Genomic DNA, 19,572 nt, shown 5'->3' with positions numbered 1-19,572 from the left:
TTATTAAGCGATAATTATGACCACTTTAAATAAAAGCTGCAATCCTCTCTAGGGCTGTAAATAAGCAATTAAAACCGCTGTGCCACCGATAACGTTAAAAAGTTAATGCCTGGGTTTGGCGCTTTAAACCCGGCGTTTGAATAGTGAATAATTCGCAGCGCTACATTAGTTTCACCAAAATCTGCCACTAGGCCTATCCTATCTTCAAACTGATAGTGAGTACTTAGGTTTTTACCAGCAAAATAGCGCTCATCAAGTAATGAAAAACCAATGCCAGCCTCTACATAAAAGGGGGTGTTGTATACACTAAATGCTGGAAATTGCACCACCGGTGACACAGCTAAGACTACGTTGGATTGTGATTGTTGATCATGGCGGTATTGCCACACGTTAACGCTGCTTTCTAAATAAAAACGAGCATCGCCGACAAAGTTTTGCATTCCTTGAGGGTGATATTGATACGCAAGCTTTGCCCCTGTTACATTGCCTTCTCCTTTTAATAAATCGACGGCATAACCATGGTTAGAGGATGCATAAGCGGCTTTGGTAGCCAATATAAACAGGGTAAAAACAAGAACAAAAAGTCTGTTGTATGAGGTTTTCATAACGGCCAACTAGGGTTTAAGTCAAAATAGTAAAGGGATAATAAGGGCGGTGAATTGGTGTTTTCAATGAGGACAAAAAGCCGCTTGTATATGGCTTGTTAACTGATTTATTTAACCAATTGAATTTATTTAATTAATTCAATTGGTGCCAATTAGGCATTAATAAGTTGCTTATTTATGCCTTTTTTATTGCCTGTTATTTGCGTAAATTACGCTTAAATTAATTATTTAAACTATGCATTTTTTATGAAACTTATAAAGCTTTTAGTGGTTATTGCTGTTTTTTTCAGTAGCGCTTTGTATGCACAGACGCAGCCATCACCTAAGCAGTTATTGCAAACTGTAGCAGAATCATTATTTAACGATATTGGACAGGTAAATGCCAAAGGCGATGCCAGCAAAGAAGCTATGTCGTTAATTGTTCAGCAGCGTTTAATGCCACATATTGATGTTAAGTTTGTGTCGTTTAAATTATTAGGTAAGCATATTAAAGGTATTAACCGCGACCAAGGTGTTGCGTTTATTAATGCTGTAGAGCATTACTTAACAGGGACTTATGCCGGTGCGCTTATGAAGTACACAGGGCAGGATGTAATATTTGAGCAAGACGCTGCTGCAAGCGACTCTAAATTTTCTACGGTTAAAACGCAAATTATTGAACCGAATAAGCCAACCATTGATTTGCACTTTAAATTGCGTTTAGGTAATAACAATCAGTGGAAGGTATACGATATTGTTGCAGAGGGAATTTCGTTACTCAGTGCTAAGCAAAAAGAGATCATTCAACGTATTTCTGATGTGGGATTAGACCAAGTCACAGCAGAACTTCAGCAAAGTTAGTACTTTTGCAATTAACAGATCCAACCTAAAAGCAGCTAATGGCAGATGTCGTTAGCTGCTTTTGTATTTTGGCCTATATTGCATGAGTTTACGCTAGCTTGGCTACCTAGCTGTGGTAGAATATTGGCTTCTTTGATTAAGCGTGGTGTCAGCTAAATACTGTTATAACTGACTACTCACCCGAGCTACACTGGAGTTGTGTTGTTTTAATGGAAAATGTACTAATTTGGCCAAAGGAATACCCGTTACTGGTCAAAGGGCTGGTTGAACAAAACGGTGCCTTCATTTTAGATGCTTTAGAAGCTTGGCCCGCCTGTCGCTCTACTGAAGAAGATAATGGTGTATGCACCACTGTTTTACCCCCAGTTTATTATTTAACCTGGTTAACCCCCTTAGAGCCATTTGAAGAGTGTTATTTTCAGCACATTTCTGAATATGATGAAAACGCACAAGAGTATATAGCTGCACTGAAAGAGCATTATTTTGCCAATGATTACAGCATAGAAAATATTGTGCTAATGCTGTGTCAGCGACTTGAAAAGTATGCAAGTGTGTCGGCACAAAATAACATTGAAACGCCACTTTCTTTAATTAGCTTATTTTTTAGTAAACGCTTTTTTACTCTGATAGAGCATGCACTAGAGCAAGGTGCAAAGCTCTCAGCTGAAGATACCTTATCTATTTGGAAAGAGGTCGATTTTAGAGAACGTTTAAGTGCGCATATTCCGCAGTCGATTGCTGATATTGATCACTTAGCAGAGCTGACCAGCGAAAAAGTGGCTGCTGGCAAAGATTACTTTACTTTGTTAACTCAGGTGTCTCCTGATGTTGACTCTATTGTGTTGTTAGAAAATGCCTTACTTGCGCATTTAAACAAGAAAAAAGCTAAGCAAACCATGGCGATGCGCTTTATTGAGCAAGGCGCCACGGGCACCTTAACCGATACAGATGATAAAACAGCATTTATGTGGGCGGCAGAAAAAGGCTACGTAAATGTAGTAGAAACACTCCTGCAGTACCAAGATAAAAAAGCGGTAGACGGCCAAGGTAATACGGCGCTGCATTACGCGGTGATAAGTAAAAACGAATCGTTAATGATTTTACTGCTCAAAGCAGGATATGACTTTAGAGCGCGAAATAACGAGGGGTTAAGTTGTTACCGATTAGCGGTTAGTATAAAAGCCAGCAACTTAGTTAAGTGCCTTGAGCGTGACTTTGGTATTAAAGAGTTATCGCCAGAGGGGCAGCTAGAGCGAATTAAAAAGGTGCATGTGCTACATGCGGTTGTGGCTTTATTATTACCGCTACAGTTATTTTTCTTTTTTGATGAAAACATCACTATAAAAAGTGAGCTTACTCTTTTTATGACCATGACGGCGGTGGTGTGTTTTTTCTTTGCAACGAACTTAAAGCGTTGCTCATTGTATCCGCATGTAAAACACCCATGGGGATTGTTTTTAATACGAATGATGTCGGTTTTTAGTCTTGTTGCACAACTAGGTTTAGCCTGTATTGTGGGGCTGGCAGCTTTAAGCGAGTTAGTTTAAAAGTTAATGTTTTGCTACAAAAAAACGCGCTAATTAGCGCGTTTTTGCATTGTTGGGTATTTATTACGGGTTGTTTTTATCGTGCTCGTGTGCAGCTTTTTCTTCAGCGAGCTCATCTTTAAGCTTTCGAATTTTAAGCCCAAGTTCTTGCCCTCTATGGCGCGCATAATAAGTACAGCCAATAAACATAGATGAGGCAAATAATAACTCAAGCAATACCCATATAAGCTCATCTTGTGCGACCCACAGCAATGTAAAGCCATGAATAAAGTAAAACATAACAATAAAATTAGCCCACGCATAGGTGTAGGTTTTATCTTGTAATATGCCTTTTAATGGCAGTAATAGTGGCAATACATACACTAAGAAAAGAAAGGTGTTACTGTGACCGTCTCTAGGGGCTAATACAAACATCCATAACGGCATTAAAATAAGCAGACCAATATAACCAAATAAGGCTAGGCGCTGAAATTTAATGGTAATCGGTTTTTTAGCAGGCTCGCTTGCTTGAATCATTTAAGTTTACTCGCAACTTGAGTCAGGCGTTTTCCTACGCTTTGACATATTTTAATTTCATCCTTACTCAGGGTTGAGCTGTTATTGCTACCTGCAACGTGAGAGGCGCCATAAGGTGTTCCTCCTGTTTCGGTGCCGAGCAACTCAGGTACATCGTAAGGTACGCCCATCAACATCATCCCATGGTGTAACAAAGGCAATGATAAATTGAGTAGGGTTGCTTCATTGCCACCATGCATACTGCTTGATGATGAAAACACACAGGCAGGTTTATCAATAAGTTGGCCTTTGAGCCAAAGATCGCTGGTGGTTTCCCAAAACGTTTTTGCTTGTGAGGCCATCATGCCAAAGCGGGTCGGCGTACCAAATGCAAGCCCGTCACAGGCAACTAAATCATCTTTACTGATCACAATGTCATGCGGGTTTTTGGCCACAAAAGTACGCAGTAATGCAGTTGCACCTTGTTGCTCTATTGATTCTGCAATCTCATGTGCCATGGCTTCTACTGAGCCATGGCTTGAGTGATACAGCACCACGATGGTTGTGCTCATTATAGAACGCTTAATACGTTTTCAGGCGGGCGACCTAGGGCGGCTTTATTGTTATTTACTACAATAGGGCGCTCAATTAGTTTTGGGTGATTGACCATGGCATCAATAAGCACTGACTCGCTATTTTCATCTTTTAAATTAAGTGCTTTGTACTGCTCTTCTTTGGTGCGCATCAAATCACGTGCCGAATTAAACCCAAGTTGAGAAACTAAGGTACTAATTTGCTCATGAGAAAGGGGTGTTTTTAAGTATTCAACAACACTCGGTTCAATGTTTTTACTTTGTAATAGGTTAAGGGTTTCGCGTGATTTTGAACAACGCGGATTATGATAAATAGTAACTGACATAAAAATACATCCAAAGTATAAATTGTGGCTATTTTAGGTGAACTCACTAAAGACTTAAAGCCTCGCAAGCTCTTTTTGCAATAACCGATACTGTGTGAGTAACGCTTTTAAGCGCTGTTGCTTAACATTTTCACTTGGCTCTACAAAATTAAGCGCTTTTTGTATTTCGTCGGCCGCTTTTAAATACGCGCCATACTGAGATAATACATCGGCATTGGCTTCATGGTAGGCCGCCAATTTTTCTTGTTTTTTGTAGGCGTCAGTTAAAAGCTGTTTGCCTAAACTGTGATCGGGTTTTTCCAGTAAAAACGACTTTAATATATTTTCAGCTAACTCATATTGCTCAGCCTCTAGTGCCGCGTTGGCGTAATTTAAGGTGATCACTTGGTTATTTGGCCGATAATTGTTTAACTCGCTTAAGTAACTAACAGCTTCTGCGGCTTTTTTTTGTGCAATGAGTAAATCTGTTTTGGTATCAATATAAAATAAGTTTTTAGGATCGTCTGCTAGTAACTTATCAAGTATAGGTTGTGCTTCATCCGTCTTTTTTTGATCAAGCAAACTAATAGCTAAACCGTATTGTAATGCTACGTTGTTATAGGTGTTTTCGCGCATTAACTTTCTAAATAAGGCTTCTGCGTTTTCGGGTTTGTTATCGTAACGCGCCAGGACTCGGCTTTTTGCTAAGTCAAAATCAAGGCTCGAGCTTACTTGGCGTTTAGGGTATTGCTCGGCGCGAAGGCGAACATCTGACACACGACTTTCAGGAAGAGGGTGAGTGAGTAAAAACGCCGGTGGTTTATATTTATAACGAATTTGTGCGGCAAGTTTAGTTAAAAATTCACTTGATGCTCTGGCATCAAACCCTGCGTTGTTGAGGGTTTGCATGCCCATTCTGTCTGCTTCTTGCTCGGCAGAACGGCTATGTGTCAGCTGACTGAAAGCTGATTGTGTTTGGCTGGCTGAAATAATAGCCATACCGGCATCAGGGGCTACAACCGCGGCTAAAATACCAGCAATCATGCCTGCAATGGTAAGCCCGCTATTATCTTGTTGCTGCTGAATGCGCCTTGCTAAGTGGCGCTGTGTAACGTGTGCAATTTCATGGCCAAGAACCGATGCAAATTGACTCTCGTTATCGGCTTGGGCTATTAATCCGGTGTGTACACCAACATGGCCGCCATAAAATGCAAATGCATTGATTTCGGGATTATTTAACCAAAAGAATGAAAACCCAAAACGCACATCATTGGCGTTAGCAACTAACTTTCTACCTAAGGTTGTTAGGTATTCATCAAGCACCGGATCGTTAATCAAAGGCGATGAGCCTCTGATCTGCATCATCATCACTTCACCAATCGCTTTTTCTTTTTCAATTGGCAATGCTTGTAAGGCTGAAGTGCCTAAGTCGGGCAGTTGAAGATTGGTTTGTGCCTTTAACGGCTCACTTATCAGTAGGCTAAACGTAAGCGCTGCACTGCATAAAGTGATAAAGGCTGATTTTAGCTGCATTATATTCCTTGTTTATTTTTTATCAGGGGCACTAGCACTTGAAGGATCATCTGTGTATAAACGGCTGTCCTTTTCACATAGTTGATAAAACGCCTTTATTGTGACCCCATCAACCTTAACAATGTTCAATTGAGTTTGTAAAAAAGCAATAATTTTATGAACCACTTTGTGAGAATGTAATATAAGCGCTTTATCTGCCTCATCACCTTGGTCTAAGTAAAAGCCAATGAATTTATGTAACTGATTAATGCGAATAACGGTTTTCATCGTCAATGGATCCCATAACCTAAACTCCATTGATTCATCATGTCGTGCGTACCTATCGATGGCGGTATCATTAGAAAAAGGGAAGGCTTGTAATTCAAAACCACGCTCGGTAAACACTTGATGCAGTGAAATTCGTGGTTTGTTATTGCTTTCTTTTTCATAAAGTTCGTTGGGGTCTATTCCCAGCGCTTCTAAATTCCAATTGCGTTTGTCGATAATACGCTTGATGGCATTATCAAATCCGTGATCTAAAATACTTTCACATTCACTCACCGATGAAGCCACTAAATGATAAAAATGCGGCAGCTCCCCCCAATTAATTTGCTTTTTAAACCAATTAATTTCTTTGAGAGTTGGATTGCTAGGCAATTGCGCTTTATTATGCGAATTAGGCATTAACGTATCCTGATAGCTAACGATGCTATAAGGATAAACCATTGCAGAGGTTGTTTTAAGGAAAAGTTAAATTTAACTGCGGTTAATCTCAATTGACCCTGTTATAGGACTTATTATTAATGTGAATAGGTAGCGAAACGAGTATGCTAGAGCTAAATTTACGCACTTATAAATGCCCACAGCAATTTATTCAGTTTAAATTAGGGCTGCGTGATGCAATATCGTTAAAACAAGCAATTACCTTTAATATCTCACAAGAACAAAACACTGATGATATTGAACGATATTTGCAAAAAAAAGCGTATTATTACAAGTTAAATAAACAACAGGGATTGTTATTAGTGGAGCCGTTACGTGTTTGAATATGTAAAAGCATGGTATGAAAAAAAGTTTTCTGATCCTGATTCAGTCACTTTACTTTTTTTATTGTTGGCACTGGTTGCCATGTTGTATTTTTTTGGCCCATTAATTGTGCCTGTGTTAGTGGCACTGATCATAGCTTATTTATTAGATTGGCCTGTGGTTCACTTAGAACGGTTTGGCCTTAAGCGTTTTACTGCCACCAGCATAGTAATGCTGATATTTATTGGCATTATGCTCACTTTAATATTGGTTATAGGCCCTGTGCTTTGGCAGCAAAGCAGTAACCTAGTCCAAGAAACACCGCATATGGTCGAACAAGGTAAATCGTTTTTACTCGATCTGCCTGATAAATACCCCAGCCTTATTAGCGCAGAGCAAGTACAGTCAATTGTAGTAACCGTTGAAACCAAAGTACTCGACTTTGGCCAAGTGGTATTGTCTGCGTCGCTTAATTCATTAAAAGACGCTGTAGCATGGTTAATTTACCTTATTTTGGTACCGCTACTGGTGTTTTTTATGCTCAAAGATAAAGTAGAGCTCAGTGCCAGCATTGCTAAAATGATCCCACGCCAACGCCGCTTAATTTTACAAGTGTGGCATGAAATGAATCAGCAAATCATGAATTATATTCGTGGCAAAGTATTTGAAATTTTAATTGTTGGTTCTGTGTCGTTTATTGCTTTTACCATACTGGACTTACGGTACGCCGCGCTTTTAGGCGTTCTCGTAGGCTTTTCGGTGCTTATTCCATTTGTGGGCGCAGCGTTAGTAACTATACCAGTGGCCGCAGTAGCGCTGTTTCAGTTTGGTTTAGAAACTCAATTTTGGACCGTTTTAATTATATACGGCATTATTCAAGCGCTCGATGGCAACGTATTGGTGCCTTTATTGTTCTCTGAAGCGGTTGATTTAAATCCGGTATTTATTATTGTTGCGGTGCTATTTTTTGGTGGGCTATGGGGTTTTTGGGGAGTGTTTTTTGCCATTCCATTAGCATCATTAGTCAAAGCACTTATTAATGCTTGGTCATCCAAACACGAAGAACTCGCGCAAGAGCTCGGTAACTAAAAGGTATAGTAAACGCACTTTAATTACGAAAGATTATTACTCATTCCTGTCAAAACTATGTACTATTGGGAATAAGATATATTTTTTAGTAATAAGGTGCGTTTTTAATGTCAGAGTTTTTATTGCCAGATGAACCCAAAGCTCAAGTTTATCTCGATGCAAATGCGACCACACCTGTATTGCCCTGTATTGCAGAGGTGGTGTGCCATGCTATGCAAATTTGTTTTGGTAATCCCTCAAGTCCTCATATAACCGGCATTCAAGCCAAGCACTTATTAGAACAAACTAGGCAAAAAGCCCGTACCGTCATTGGCGCGCAGCAAGGTGATATTTTATTCACCTCCGGTGCCACTGAGGGGATTCAAACCGCCATCGTATCGACGCTCATTAATGCAAAACACCATACAAAGCCAAACCCCGTTTTATTATATGGGGCAACTGAGCATAAAGCGGTGCCTAATACGCTAAAGCATTGGAATACAGTGCTTGAGATTAACGCTGACATTATTGCAATTCCGGTTAATCGTGATGGTATTTTAGATTTAGACTTTATTGCTCAGCATATTGATAACGCTTTGATGATTTGCACGATGGCCGTTAATAATGAAACCGGTGTTTACCAAGATCTAAGCGCCATAGAAAAGGTGATTCGTAGTCGTAATAGCCAAGTCACTTGGATGGTTGATTGTGTACAAGCGCTTGGCAAACAACAGCTCAACCTAAGTGAAACAACGATTGATTATGCGCCTTTTTCAGGGCATAAACTTTATGCACCTAAAGGCATAGGTTTATTGTATATTCGTCAAGGCAGCCCATACACGCCTTTTATAGCCGGTGGCGGCCAAGAAAGTGGCATGCGCTCTGGTACAGAAAACCTGCCTGGTATAGCTGGGCTCAATAAGCTGTTTAGTTTGCTGCTAGATAAACAAGACGAGACTTTTAAATCAATAGATGTACTTAACTTGTATCGGGATAAACTGCATAGCGCCTTAGTTGATACTTTTGGAAGTATTACCTTTAATCATGACTTTGCCTGCTCTGTGCCCACAACGCTTAATTTTGCGGTTAACGATTTAACCAGTAAAGAAGTTATTGATTTATTTGACGCTGCAGGTATTAGGGTAAGCGGTGGTTCTGCATGCAGCACGGGAGCTACGCAGAGCTTTGTACTTGATGCGATGGGAGCCTCACAGTGGCAAAGTGAAAACGCTATTCGTTTGTCATTTGGCCCTGCTGCTACGATGGCGCAAATAGATGATGCATGTGAACAAATTAGAGCGCTTAAAACGGTATTACAAGCTAACTGTTTAGTGATTTCTGATAGCAGTTTTCCTTTGCAAGAACTATGTGCTTTAGGGCTTACCCAATTTAGACACCAAGGTGCATGTAGTTGGTTGTATGTAACAGATGATCAACATGCATTTATTATCGATCCGATTATTGAACTGATCCCTCGCTTTGAAAAAATAGTAACTACGCAAAATTTAACTATTACCGCTATTTTAAATACGCATGAGCATCAAGAACGTCACTGCGCACTTGATTTAATGCGCAGCGCACTTAAAGAATACTTAGTCGCTGGAGAGGTTGATAAATTAGGCTGGCCAACGAATAGCGACAAATTGCAATTAACCACTCACGTACTCGAAAAGCTAGCCACACCAGGGCATAGCCAAGATAGCGTGAGTTATTTATTAAAAGCGAATAATGGAGATGTTCAGTACTGTTTTTGTGGTGATTTAATTTTACCTGCAGGGCTTGGAAATACCGCGCTTGATGGCGGGGATGCAATGAAAATGGCGCATTCCTTGACGATGTTAGCAGCAGAGCTTAATCCGCAAAGTGTGGTGTGTTCAGGGCATGATTACCAACAGTGCTTTGCAATGAACTGGGCTGTTCAACAGCAGCAAACGCCATTATTACAAGCCTTACTTAAAGGTGATATTGATGACGCTGAATTTACCGCACAAAAACAGCAAGCAGATTTACAACAACACACACAAGCCAACACGCTCTGTGGTTATGTTAATGCTAAGCCTGCTGTAGAAACTTCGCAATTAAGTTTTAACCAAGCAAAAGAAATACTGGTAGAGGGCAATGCGTATTTAATTGATACCCGAGAACCTTATGAACACGGCGCTAATAATTTAAGCGCATTGCTAAACGTACCCATAGCTAAAACCTTAAATATTCCTTTAAGTCGAATGGCTCATGCACTTACGCAAGGCCAATTGGACAAAAACAACCAGTATATTTTGGTGTGTCGCAGTGGTAACCGTTCAAAAATTGCGGCAGCAAATTTGACTGAGCTTGGTTACAGCAGTGTTTATAACTTATCGGGTGGTTTAGCGTTAACCGGTTAATTGTTTATTTAGAGGAAAGGCCGACATTTGTCGGCCTTTTTTTTGCTCGCTTTAATTTGGATCAGTTAGAAATTAATAAAATCTTCATTAAAGAGAGGGGCTGATCAGTTGTTAAATTCAATTTTTAATTTTATGATACCGGTGTCAAAAGCAAAAAATTGCGCTATTATCTGCATCAAAGCTTATAAAAATAACGCAAATTAGACTTTTTAAGCTATAATATTGGGCTTTGCTTTTTACAAAATTCGGTTGTTTTGCGTCGTAAGAAATTAAATAAAGCGCTTTAAATCAATAGATTAATAAATTAGGGGATGTTTACATGGCGAGCCGTTCTGAGTTAGTAAGTTGGCAAGCACTAGAAAATAGTGCACAAAAGATGGCACAAACACATCTGAAAACTTTATTTGCACAAGACGATTCTCGTTTTTCTCAATTTTCTACTCACATTCCTGGTGTATTGTTTGATTATTCAAAACAACGTATTGATGAGAAAGTTTTCGCTCAATTAATCTCATTAGCTAAAGAGTGTGATATTGAAGCGTGGCGTGAAAAAATGTTTGCCGGTGAGAAAATAAATATCACCGAAGACCGTGCCGTATTGCATACCGCACTTAGAAATCGCGCCCATACACCGCTTATTGTTGACGGTGAAAATATTACTGAGGCGGTCGATAGCGAACTTGCTAAAATTAAAACCTTTGTTGAAAAAGTACGCAGCGGGCAGTGGTTAGGTTACACCGGTAAAGCGGTGAAAGATGTAGTGAGTATTGGAGTAGGGGGGTCAAACCTAGGCCCTCAAACGGCGACTGAAGCACTTAAAGCAGTGGTTGATAAGCCGTTAAACGTTCATTATGTTTCTAATGCTGATGGCGTACAAATTGCGTCAGTATTGAATAAAGTTGACCCTGAAACAACGTTATTTGTTATTTCGTCAAAAACCTTTACTACCTCAGAAACCATGACCAACTCAAAAACAGCGGTTGATTGGTTTTTAAATAGCGCCAAAGATAAAAGCGCCATAGCAAAGCATTTTGTGGCAGTAAGCACCAATTTAGAAAAAACCGCGGCATTTGGTATTAGTGACGAAAACGTATTTACCATGTGGGATTGGGTTGGGGGTCGTTTTTCACTTTGGAGTGCCATTGGTTTACCTATTGCACTTTATGCCGGCTTTGAAGCATTTGAAGCTATTTTAGAAGGGGCGTTTGAAGTTGACGAGCACTTTAAGTCGGCACCGCTTGAGCAGAATATTCCTTTAATTATGGCGTTGTTGAGTGTATGGAATACCAGCTTTTTAGGATTTGATTCGCAAGCTATTTTACCTTACGACCAAGCATTGCATATGTTGCCTGCATATTTACAACAGGGTGAAATGGAAAGTAACGGTAAACACGTCACTTTTGACGGGCAAACCGTACCTTACACTACCGTGCCTATTATTTGGGGCATGACGGGAATAAATGGCCAGCATGCGTTTTATCAATGTTTGCACCAAGGCAATGTAATTGTCCCTGCGGACTTTATTGGCTCTGTAAAACCACAGGTTAACGTTGATAAGCATCACAATATTTTATTATCGAACTTTTTTGCACAAACCGAAGCATTAATGAACGGGGTAGATGCGCAGCAGATAACCGCTGATTTAGCAGCCAAAGGCAAAACGCCTGCGCAAATTGAAATGCTACTAAAGCATAAAATTCATCAAGGAAACCGCCCAACAACGTCTATATTATTAGACACGGTTGATGCAAAAGCGGTGGGTCGTTTAATTGCACTGTATGAACATAAGATTTTTTGCCACGGTATTCTTTTACAAATATGTTCGTTTGATCAGTGGGGCGTTGAGCTTGGTAAAGGTTTAGCCTCTAAAATTGAAGCTGAATTAACCGACGATAACGTGGTTAATGAGCACGACAGCTCAACACAGGGCTTGATGGCGTACTACAAACAACACCGTACGCAGTAACACATTCACTTATTACACAATAAGTAACCAAATACCTTTGAACGGGTAGCGCTGGAGTCCTAGGGCCTGTATTTTTGTGAGAGGAATTACAGTGTCCCTAGACCCATTTTTTATGGCGCATATAACGAACAACATTAGTAGGCTTTGTGCTAAGGCCTGCATTATCCAGATAATAAACCGCTATAACTGATTACCAATACGGTAGTGGCAGGTAGCATAAACGTAGAGAGTAACTATGCTTAATCCTTTTGATATTATAATTTTTGGGGGCGGTGGTGATCTTGCGTTACGCAAATTACTTCCTGCAATGTATCGAGCATATCAAGAAGGTAACTTACCGCAAGGCTCACGTATTTTGCCTACCGTGCGCGAACAAAGTAAATGTGATGAATACATTGATACCGCACACAAAGCATTACAAGAATTTTTAAGCGAAGGCGAGTATAACGCTAAGGATTGGAAATCGTTCTCAGCGTTTTTAGTGCCTGTAGTGAGTAATGTTACCGAAGCGGATGATAACTGGGATGTACTGAAAAAAATTCTTGATGAAGACGACAGCGATAAATCTCGTGTGTTTTACTTATCTCTTCCGCCAGCTGTGTATGGCACTTGTTGTGAAATTCTATCCACTAAAAAATTAATAACAGCCAATTCACGTGTTGTTGTAGAAAAACCAATTGGCTATTGTGGCGAGTCTGCAGAAGTTATTAATGCGAAAATTGCACAGTACTTCGACGAAGATCAAATCTTCCGTATTGACCACTACCTAGGTAAAGAAACCGTTCAAAACTTAATGGCATTGCGTTTTTCAAATTCATTATTTGAAAACATGTGGGATGCTAAATCGATTGATAACATCCAAATTAGCTTATCAGAAACGGTAGGGCTTGAGAGCCGCGCTGGTTTTTATGATAAAGCCGGTGCCTTGCGTGACATGGTGCAAAACCACTTGTTACAGCTACTTTGCTTAGTCGCAATGGAGTCACCGCATAAACTTAAAGCCAATAGTATTCGCAATGAAAAGTTAAAAGTATTAGAAGCATTACGCCCATTAGAGGGCAGCGATGTTGATGACAATATTATTCGTGGGCAATACGTACCGGGTGATTTAAACGGTAAAATAGTCCCAGGTTACTTAGAAGAGCTAAACGAAGGGGCAAGTAAAACTGAAACCTTCGTGGCTATTCGTGCGCACATTGATAATTGGCGTTGGGCAGGTGTGCCTTTTTACCTGCGTACCGGTAAACGTATGGCAAAGCGCTGCGCTGAAATTGTGGTTGAATATAAAAAAGTATCTCATAACGTGTATGAGGACAGCGTAGGTAATATCGAGCCAAACCGTTTGGTGATCCGTTTACAACCACAAGAAAGTATTCAATTAACGCTGATGTCGAAGCGTTTAGATAATTTAGACATGCAACTTGAACCTGTAACGATGAACATTGAGCTGTCGCAAGCATATAGTAATGGCTTTCACTCAGATGCTTACAAACGTTTAATGCTTGATGCTGCAGCGAATAATCCATCATTATTTATTCATCGTGATGAAGTACGCCAAGCATGGAAATGGATTGATCCAATAATTGAACGTTGGCAAGAAAAAGGTAAACCAGCACTGTATAGAGCCGGTAGTTGGGGCCCTGAAGATGCAGATGAATTATTAGCAGAGAATAATCATGTTTGGTTTAATACTGGCGATAAGGCATAAGTGATGGCAACAATAGTAGAAAAGTTTTTTGACGATAAAGCTGCGCTGACTGATGAATTATCTCAGTCACTAGAGCATGCTTTACGTGATGGTATTGAACGTGATGGCCGTGCAGTATTAATGGTTTCAGGCGGTTCATCGCCAGAACCGGCTTATAAACATTTATCGACCCTTGATTTAAATTGGGCAAACATTGATGTTGCTATGGTTGATGAGCGCTGGGTTGAGGCAAGTCATGAAAAGAGTAATGAAGCATTCATCAAGCGTACTTTGTTACAAAACCATGGTGCAGCGGCTAATTTTATTAGCATGAAAAATACGGCAGCCACTGCAGAGCAAGGGGTTGATGCCTGTGAAGCGCAGTTTCAAGCATTAAAACGTCCTTTTGATGTGACTATTTTAGGCATGGGCCCAGATGGCCACACCGCGTCATTATTCCCACATGCACAAGGCCTGAAAAACGGCTTAGATTCAAGCCAACTTGTGTGCGCTATCAACGCGATACAAAGTGACGTAACAGGCAGTATTACTGAGCGCATGAGCTTAACGTTAAATGCGATTGCACAATCTAAAGTGGTTAAATTGCTAATTAGTGGCGATGAAAAGTTGGCTGTTTATAAACAAGCTTTAGCGGGGGGCGATGTGAATGACATGCCGTTACGTGCGGTATTAAATCACCCTGAGATCAACATTGAAGTGTATTGGGCGCCCTAATTTTAATATAAATTAGATGTGCGCTAAACCTCTTTGTATTGATGGTTTAATGAAAGGTCAGTCGCTTTTGCTACTGACCTTTTTTATTGCTGATCTGTTTTACTCTTTGCTGAATTATAAAAAGCAGCGCAGAGATAAAGATGAAATGCTGAGTATTGCCTCCACAATTAGCAGTATAAAATAGGCTTTTACACCGATTGTAAATACTGAATAAATTTTACTTATAGCCAAAAATCAAATGGTTATATTTATTAAACACTAACTCACAAGCATGTTTTACGGTTTGAAAATTCCTACTCACCACGTTGTTTTAAACAAAATCAATTTAAAAATGCTTCAAGTACATGCTGGAAATGTGAACGAATTAAACAAATTTAATTCGGCTTTTTCATGCAATAATTAATTTCTTTAAAATCATTTGCTTAATGTTGAATTAGCTATTTTTCATACAAAAAGAGCGGAAAAATGTAGCAAAATTGTAATTTTGCATGTATGGTTTGTTACTACTATGACAGCGCTGTCATGGCGGTAGGCAAAATGATAAACAAAAACCAACAAAATGATTCAAGGGGAATCCTGTGTTAGCTAAAAATTTTAAAAAAAGCTTATTAGCAGTAAATATCGGCTTAGTAATGGGAGCCGGGTTCACTGGTGCTGCATTCGCAGCCGATGAAACTAAAGTTCAAGAAGATGTTGAAGTAATCCAAGTTACGGGTATTCGCGCTTCAAATAAAGAAAACTTAAACGGCAAGCGTTTTTCAAATGCCGTTGTTGATGTTGTAACAGCTGAAGACGTTGGTAAGTTTCCTGATGGCGATGTAGGTGAATCTCTTGGTCGTATTTCTGGTGTCAGTGTATCTCGTCAATTTGGACAGGGTCAGCAAGTATCTATCCGTGGTGCATCAGCACAATTAACACGCACATTACTTGACGGTCATACTGTTGCCTCAACTAGCTGGTTCGATCAACAAGCGGTCGATCGTAGCTTTAATTATTCATTACTACCTTCTGAATTAGTAGGTGGCTTAGAAGTTTATAAATCATCTCAAGCTAACTTAGTTGAAGGTGGTATCGGCGGTACTGTAATTGTTAAAACTCGTAAACCGCTAGATTTAGATGCAAACACTGTATTTGCTAGTGTTAAAGCTGATTACGGTACAGTATCTGAAGAGACAGATCCTGAGCTTTCAGGCTTGTACAGCTGGAAAAATGATGGTGAAACATTTGGTATCTTAGCTGCGGGTTCATTATCAGAAGTAGATTATCAACGTAACGGTATTGAATCGTCAGGTGGTTGGAGTGGCGGTATGGCACCCACAACCTTCCAGCAAGCTCGTGAGCGTACTGCGTATAACGTAGCTATGCAATATCAGCCATCAGATTCGCTAGTTTTAGGTCTAACTTATACAAGTTTAGAGCTAGATGCTAACAATGCTAACTCGCAAATCATTATATTCCCAGGTGATGGTTCATGTGAACAAACGAACGCCTCAGGTAACTGTGTTTCGCGTAATATCGACGGCAATGGCACGGCTTTTTTCCAAACATGGGCGCGTAAAGCAAGCATGAAGTCTGATACTATTGACTTAGATTGGAAATATGACTCAGAGTTATTCACCTTTAAAGGTCGTGTAGGTAAAACAAGCGCAGACAGTGATGTAACAACGGCAAACTATGGTATGTTTGCAAATAACAATAGCGACTTAAATGGGTCTATTGATATGACTGGCGACGTGACTAGATTTAATTTAGCTAACCAATCATACGATGCTAGCATTTTACCTGATACCATCAGCCCACAAACTTGGGCGCCTGAATACAACCCTGATTCAGATGAAGAAAGTTACTTAAATTTAGACTTTGAAATTCCTGTTGAGCTTGGTGTTATTACCGCAATTAAAACGGGCTTAAGATATGCCGATCACAAAGTTGTACAAGATGGTAATGCAGCCAATGTGAATGCCGATTTAGTACCTGTACGTAATGCTAATGAATACTACCCAGGTACCGTGACTGCCGGTGGTGGTTTTGTAATACCTGAACCTGATATGGATCTAATGATTGCTGATTCATTAGCAATGACAGAAGGTTATACAGCACGTCCACAAGCATACGGCACCATAGAAGAAGAAAACTTTGCTTTATATGCGATGGCTGATTTTGACACCGGTGGTATTCGCGGTAATTTAGGTGTTCGTTATATATCAACTGATATTTCGTCAGATTACTATGATTTAAGTGATGAAGGTGTTTACGACTCGACGTTATCTACAGACAAAGCCGATTACAGTGAATTCTTACCAAGCTTAAACGTGGTTATGGACTTAGCTGACGACTTAATCTTACGTACCTCAGCAGCGCAAGTTATCTCTCGCCCTAATTACGCAGATTTATTTGCAACGCGTAATCTAGCGGGTTATACAGATAACCGTCCTTTAAATGAAGTGTTAAATACGGGTAATGTAGGTTTAAGCCCATTTAAAGCGTTCCAGGCAGACATTGGTGTTGAATGGTATTTTGATGACGATGCTATGTTAAGCGTCACTTACTTCACTAAAGAAGTAAGCTCATTTATTTCTACCCAACAACAAACAAACCAACAAATTGGTATCGACATCCCCGTTTATACGACTAACCCAGATGCCGGCGAGCCACCGTGTGGTGCTCAGCAATATGACTGTTGGACAGTAAGCTCATCAACAAATGGTACGGGTGGTTCAATCGAAGGTATTGAGTTCCAAATTCAAGATTCATTCGATAACGGCTTTGGTTATTCATTTAACTACACCTATTCAGATGCGCAAGCACCAGCAGAAAACTACCCAGACCGTGTTGGGGTATTCTCTGATTCATCGAAAAACAGCTATAACGTAGTTGGTTTTTATGAAAATGATGATTTCTCTGCTCGTTTAGCATATAACTGGCGTTCAGAGTTTATTATTCGTGAAGCACCAGGTTGGTACGGTAACCGCGAGCATCAAGACTACGGACAGCTAGATTTCAGTGCAACATACTCTGTAACTGATTACTTAGATGTCACTTTCGAAGGGATTAACCTAACAGAGGAAGACAGCGTTCAGCTGGGTAACAATGATGCATCTACCTCATTACCAAACCCTGATTTACTGAATGATTTTCCAGTGTGGAGTTTTGAAGGTGAAGCACGTTACAAACTTGGTGTAACAATGCGTTTTTAATACGCTAAATGAGTAAAAATAACCTAAGCCCAGCATTGCTGGGCTTTTTTGCGAGGTTAAACTTTATTGGTGATTTATGGATATAAAAAAAGTTGCAATTGTAGGTGGTGGAACAGCCGGTTGGTTAGCTGCAAACCACATTGGCAAAGAGATGCTCAATCGTAAAGGTATATCTGTTACTTTAATAGAGTCCCCAGATATACCGCCAATTGGTGTAGGTGAAGGCACAGTCCCCGATATTAGGAATACCCTAAAAAGCTTTGGTATTCGTGAAGATGAATTTATTAGGCAATGTGATGCAACGTTCAAGCAGTCTATAAAGTTTATTAACTGGATGGATAAGAAAAAACATGGCGAAGGCAACTTTTTTCATCATTTATTTGATGTGCCAAGCCCTTATGATGCCAAGCATTTAACTTCTTATTGGTTAAATAACAAAGAGGAAAGTCAAAGTTATGCGCAGGGCTTATCTTCTCAGCATGTTATTTGTGAGGCAGGCTTAGCACCTAAAAATATCACTAATGCTCAATATGAAGGGGAGTTGGCTTACGCGTATCATTTTAATGCAGGCAAGTTTGCACAGCTACTCGCTTGTAATGCAAAAGAAAAATTTTCTGTAGAGCATATACACACCCATGTTACACAGGTAAAGCTTGGCGATGACGGCGCTATTGCTGCACTTATTACAGATAACAATGAAGAGCTTGAGTTTGACTTTTATATTGACTGCTCAGGCTTTGAATCTTTACTTATGAGTAAAGCGTTAAAGATTCCTTTTGTTGATGTATCTGAGAGTTTATTAATTAACAGCGCATTAGTGGTGCAAGTACCAACCAAAGCCGATGATGCTATTCCTCCTTATACACTTGCCACCGCTCATCAAGCTGGCTGGATTTGGGATATTGCGCTCACCAATAGGCGTGGAGTCGGTTTTGTTTATTCAGATAACCATATGACGGATGAACAGGCACATGAAAAACTTGACCGTTATTTAGGTGACAGTAAGCAAGATCTTACCTACAGAAAAATACCAATGCGGGTCGGTTACCGGAAAAAGTTTTGGCATAAAAATTGTGTTGCCCTTGGCTTAGCGCAAGGCTTTTTAGAACCATTAGAGGCAACGTCAATATTATTAACTGACTTTTCAGCTAAATTTTTAACGTTGCGCTTTCCATCATCAACAACGCAGCTAGAGCAATTAGAAGAGCGTTTTAATCATGCTATGGGGTATGCATGGGAGCGGGTGATTGATTTTATTAAACTTCACTACTGTATATCAGACCGCACTGATTCAGCTTTTTGGATAGCAAATAAAAACCAAGACACTATTTCCACGTCATTAAAAGAAAAACTTAATTTGTGGAAAGAGTTTACCCCAGTCAGAGATGATTTTTTTAGTCAGTTTGAAGTGTTTTATCTAGAGAACTTCTTATTTGTACTTTATGGAATGAATTACAATACTAAGGCGTCTAACAGCCCCGATAAAGAACAGGCACACTGTTTAGCGCGTTTAAAACAAAGAGCTGAGATTGATCACTATTTAATAAATAAGCTTCCTGATCACAGAGCGCTTTTAAATAAAATTAAACAGTATGGGCTTCAGTCAATCTAA

General features: G+C 39.8%; 16 protein-coding genes. 10 read left to right on the top strand and 6 right to left on the bottom strand.

What is annotated here, in order from left to right; translation table 11 throughout:
* Positions 1-68: 68 nt before the first annotated feature.
* Complete coding sequence (locus ABZP26_RS10205) at positions 69-605, bottom strand: acyloxyacyl hydrolase (RefSeq protein ID WP_350314789.1); 537 nt, start codon at positions 603-605, stop codon at positions 69-71.
* A gap of 246 nt (positions 606-851) precedes the next feature.
* Between ABZP26_RS10205 and ABZP26_RS10200 the strand changes: the two genes are divergently transcribed.
* Both ABZP26_RS10200 and ABZP26_RS10195 read left to right on the top strand, forming a co-directional pair.
* Positions 852-1,445 (top strand): phospholipid-binding protein MlaC, encoded by a 594-nt coding sequence (locus tag ABZP26_RS10200; protein WP_368484928.1) that lies wholly within the window; start codon positions 852-854, stop codon positions 1,443-1,445.
* 209 nt (positions 1,446-1,654) lie between these two features.
* A complete protein-coding gene (locus tag ABZP26_RS10195) occupies positions 1,655-2,992 on the top strand; it encodes an ankyrin repeat domain-containing protein (RefSeq protein WP_368484926.1) in 1,338 nt (445 codons plus the stop codon).
* Between the two features lie 63 nt (positions 2,993-3,055).
* On the opposite strand, the gene ABZP26_RS10190 is transcribed toward ABZP26_RS10195, so the two are convergent.
* The 5 genes from ABZP26_RS10190 to ABZP26_RS10170 are packed head-to-tail and all read right to left on the bottom strand — an operon-like array spanning position 3,056 to position 6,581.
* Positions 3,056-3,508 (bottom strand): DUF2069 domain-containing protein, encoded by a 453-nt coding sequence (locus ABZP26_RS10190; RefSeq protein WP_013465256.1) that lies wholly within the window; start codon positions 3,506-3,508, stop codon positions 3,056-3,058.
* Positions 3,505-4,059, bottom strand: a complete 555-nt coding sequence (gene wrbA, locus ABZP26_RS10185) for an NAD(P)H:quinone oxidoreductase (protein ID WP_013465255.1) — start codon at positions 4,057-4,059, stop codon at positions 3,505-3,507. Before wrbA ends, ABZP26_RS10190 begins: the two co-directional genes overlap by 4 nt.
* Positions 4,059-4,406 carry an arsenate reductase (glutaredoxin) gene (gene arsC, locus ABZP26_RS10180; RefSeq protein ID WP_024601122.1) on the bottom strand — a complete coding sequence of 116 codons (348 nt, stop codon included), beginning with the start codon at positions 4,404-4,406 and terminating at the stop codon, positions 4,059-4,061. Before arsC ends, wrbA begins: the two co-directional genes overlap by 1 nt.
* Before the next feature lie 54 nt (positions 4,407-4,460).
* A complete protein-coding gene (locus ABZP26_RS10175; protein WP_013465253.1) occupies positions 4,461-5,918 on the bottom strand; it encodes a M48 family metalloprotease in 1,458 nt (485 codons plus the stop codon).
* A 12-nt stretch (positions 5,919-5,930) separates the two neighbouring features.
* Positions 5,931-6,581 (bottom strand): hypothetical protein, encoded by a 651-nt coding sequence (locus ABZP26_RS10170; protein ID WP_016900419.1) that lies wholly within the window; start codon positions 6,579-6,581, stop codon positions 5,931-5,933.
* Positions 6,582-6,724: 143 nt separating this feature from the next.
* Here ABZP26_RS10170 and ABZP26_RS10165 point away from each other — a divergent pair, with 143 nt between their 5' ends.
* The 8 genes from ABZP26_RS10165 (at position 6,725) to ABZP26_RS10130 (ending at position 19,572) form a co-directional block, all read left to right on the top strand.
* Entirely contained in the window at positions 6,725-6,943 is a 219-nt protein-coding gene (locus ABZP26_RS10165; RefSeq protein ID WP_033104406.1) for a hypothetical protein, read from the top strand.
* Entirely contained in the window at positions 6,936-8,012 is a 1,077-nt protein-coding gene (locus ABZP26_RS10160; protein WP_016900418.1) for an AI-2E family transporter, read from the top strand. The genes ABZP26_RS10165 and ABZP26_RS10160 overlap by 8 nt, the downstream gene beginning before the upstream one ends.
* Before the next feature lie 107 nt (positions 8,013-8,119).
* Positions 8,120-10,375 (top strand): aminotransferase class V-fold PLP-dependent enzyme, encoded by a 2,256-nt coding sequence (locus tag ABZP26_RS10155; RefSeq protein ID WP_368484925.1) that lies wholly within the window; start codon positions 8,120-8,122, stop codon positions 10,373-10,375.
* Between the two features lie 319 nt (positions 10,376-10,694).
* The gene (pgi, locus tag ABZP26_RS10150; protein ID WP_028835030.1) at positions 10,695-12,341 is read left to right on the top strand and encodes a glucose-6-phosphate isomerase; all 1,647 of its coding nucleotides are present in this window, start codon (positions 10,695-10,697) and stop codon (positions 12,339-12,341) included.
* A gap of 235 nt (positions 12,342-12,576) precedes the next feature.
* Positions 12,577-14,049 carry a glucose-6-phosphate dehydrogenase gene (zwf, locus tag ABZP26_RS10145; RefSeq protein WP_013465247.1) on the top strand — a complete coding sequence of 491 codons (1,473 nt, stop codon included), beginning with the start codon at positions 12,577-12,579 and terminating at the stop codon, positions 14,047-14,049.
* A 3-nt stretch (positions 14,050-14,052) separates the two neighbouring features.
* The gene (gene pgl / locus ABZP26_RS10140) at positions 14,053-14,763 is read left to right on the top strand and encodes a 6-phosphogluconolactonase (protein WP_013465246.1); all 711 of its coding nucleotides are present in this window, start codon (positions 14,053-14,055) and stop codon (positions 14,761-14,763) included.
* A 578-nt stretch (positions 14,764-15,341) separates the two neighbouring features.
* Positions 15,342-17,960 (top strand): TonB-dependent receptor, encoded by a 2,619-nt coding sequence (locus ABZP26_RS10135; protein ID WP_028835031.1) that lies wholly within the window; start codon positions 15,342-15,344, stop codon positions 17,958-17,960.
* Positions 17,961-18,036: 76 nt separating this feature from the next.
* On the top strand, positions 18,037-19,572 hold the full coding sequence (locus ABZP26_RS10130; protein ID WP_350655000.1) for a tryptophan halogenase family protein: 1,536 nt from the start codon (positions 18,037-18,039) through the stop codon (positions 19,570-19,572).

The organism is Pseudoalteromonas sp. SD03, assembly GCF_040937955.1.
Taxonomy (GTDB): domain Bacteria; phylum Pseudomonadota; class Gammaproteobacteria; order Enterobacterales; family Alteromonadaceae; genus Pseudoalteromonas; species Pseudoalteromonas tetraodonis.
The sequence above is the reverse complement of the archived record's forward strand: the minus strand, read 5'-3'. Positions and strand labels throughout refer to the sequence as shown.

Bases quoted from the DNA above. Each gene is read 5' to 3' on its own strand.
- wrbA (WP_013465255.1), bottom strand. From the start codon at position 4,059: ATGAGCACAACCATCGTGGTGCTGTATCACTCAAGCCATGGCTCAGTA.
- ABZP26_RS10200 (WP_368484928.1), top strand. From the start codon at position 852: ATGAAACTTATAAAGCTTTTAGTGGTTATTGCTGTTTTTTTCAGTAGC.
- pgi (WP_028835030.1), top strand. From the start codon at position 10,695: ATGGCGAGCCGTTCTGAGTTAGTAAGTTGGCAAGCACTAGAAAATAGT.
- arsC (WP_024601122.1), bottom strand. From the start codon at position 4,406: ATGTCAGTTACTATTTATCATAATCCGCGTTGTTCAAAATCACGCGAA.
- ABZP26_RS10205 (WP_350314789.1), bottom strand. From the start codon at position 605: ATGAAAACCTCATACAACAGACTTTTTGTTCTTGTTTTTACCCTGTTT.
- ABZP26_RS10175 (WP_013465253.1), bottom strand. From the start codon at position 5,918: ATGCAGCTAAAATCAGCCTTTATCACTTTATGCAGTGCAGCGCTTACG.
- ABZP26_RS10195 (WP_368484926.1), top strand. From the start codon at position 1,655: ATGGAAAATGTACTAATTTGGCCAAAGGAATACCCGTTACTGGTCAAA.
- ABZP26_RS10170 (WP_016900419.1), bottom strand. From the start codon at position 6,581: ATGCCTAATTCGCATAATAAAGCGCAATTGCCTAGCAATCCAACTCTC.
- pgl (WP_013465246.1), top strand. From the start codon at position 14,053: ATGGCAACAATAGTAGAAAAGTTTTTTGACGATAAAGCTGCGCTGACT.
- ABZP26_RS10130 (WP_350655000.1), top strand. From the start codon at position 18,037: ATGGATATAAAAAAAGTTGCAATTGTAGGTGGTGGAACAGCCGGTTGG.
- zwf (WP_013465247.1), top strand. From the start codon at position 12,577: ATGCTTAATCCTTTTGATATTATAATTTTTGGGGGCGGTGGTGATCTT.
- ABZP26_RS10155 (WP_368484925.1), top strand. From the start codon at position 8,120: ATGTCAGAGTTTTTATTGCCAGATGAACCCAAAGCTCAAGTTTATCTC.
- ABZP26_RS10190 (WP_013465256.1), bottom strand. From the start codon at position 3,508: ATGATTCAAGCAAGCGAGCCTGCTAAAAAACCGATTACCATTAAATTT.
- ABZP26_RS10165 (WP_033104406.1), top strand. From the start codon at position 6,725: ATGCTAGAGCTAAATTTACGCACTTATAAATGCCCACAGCAATTTATT.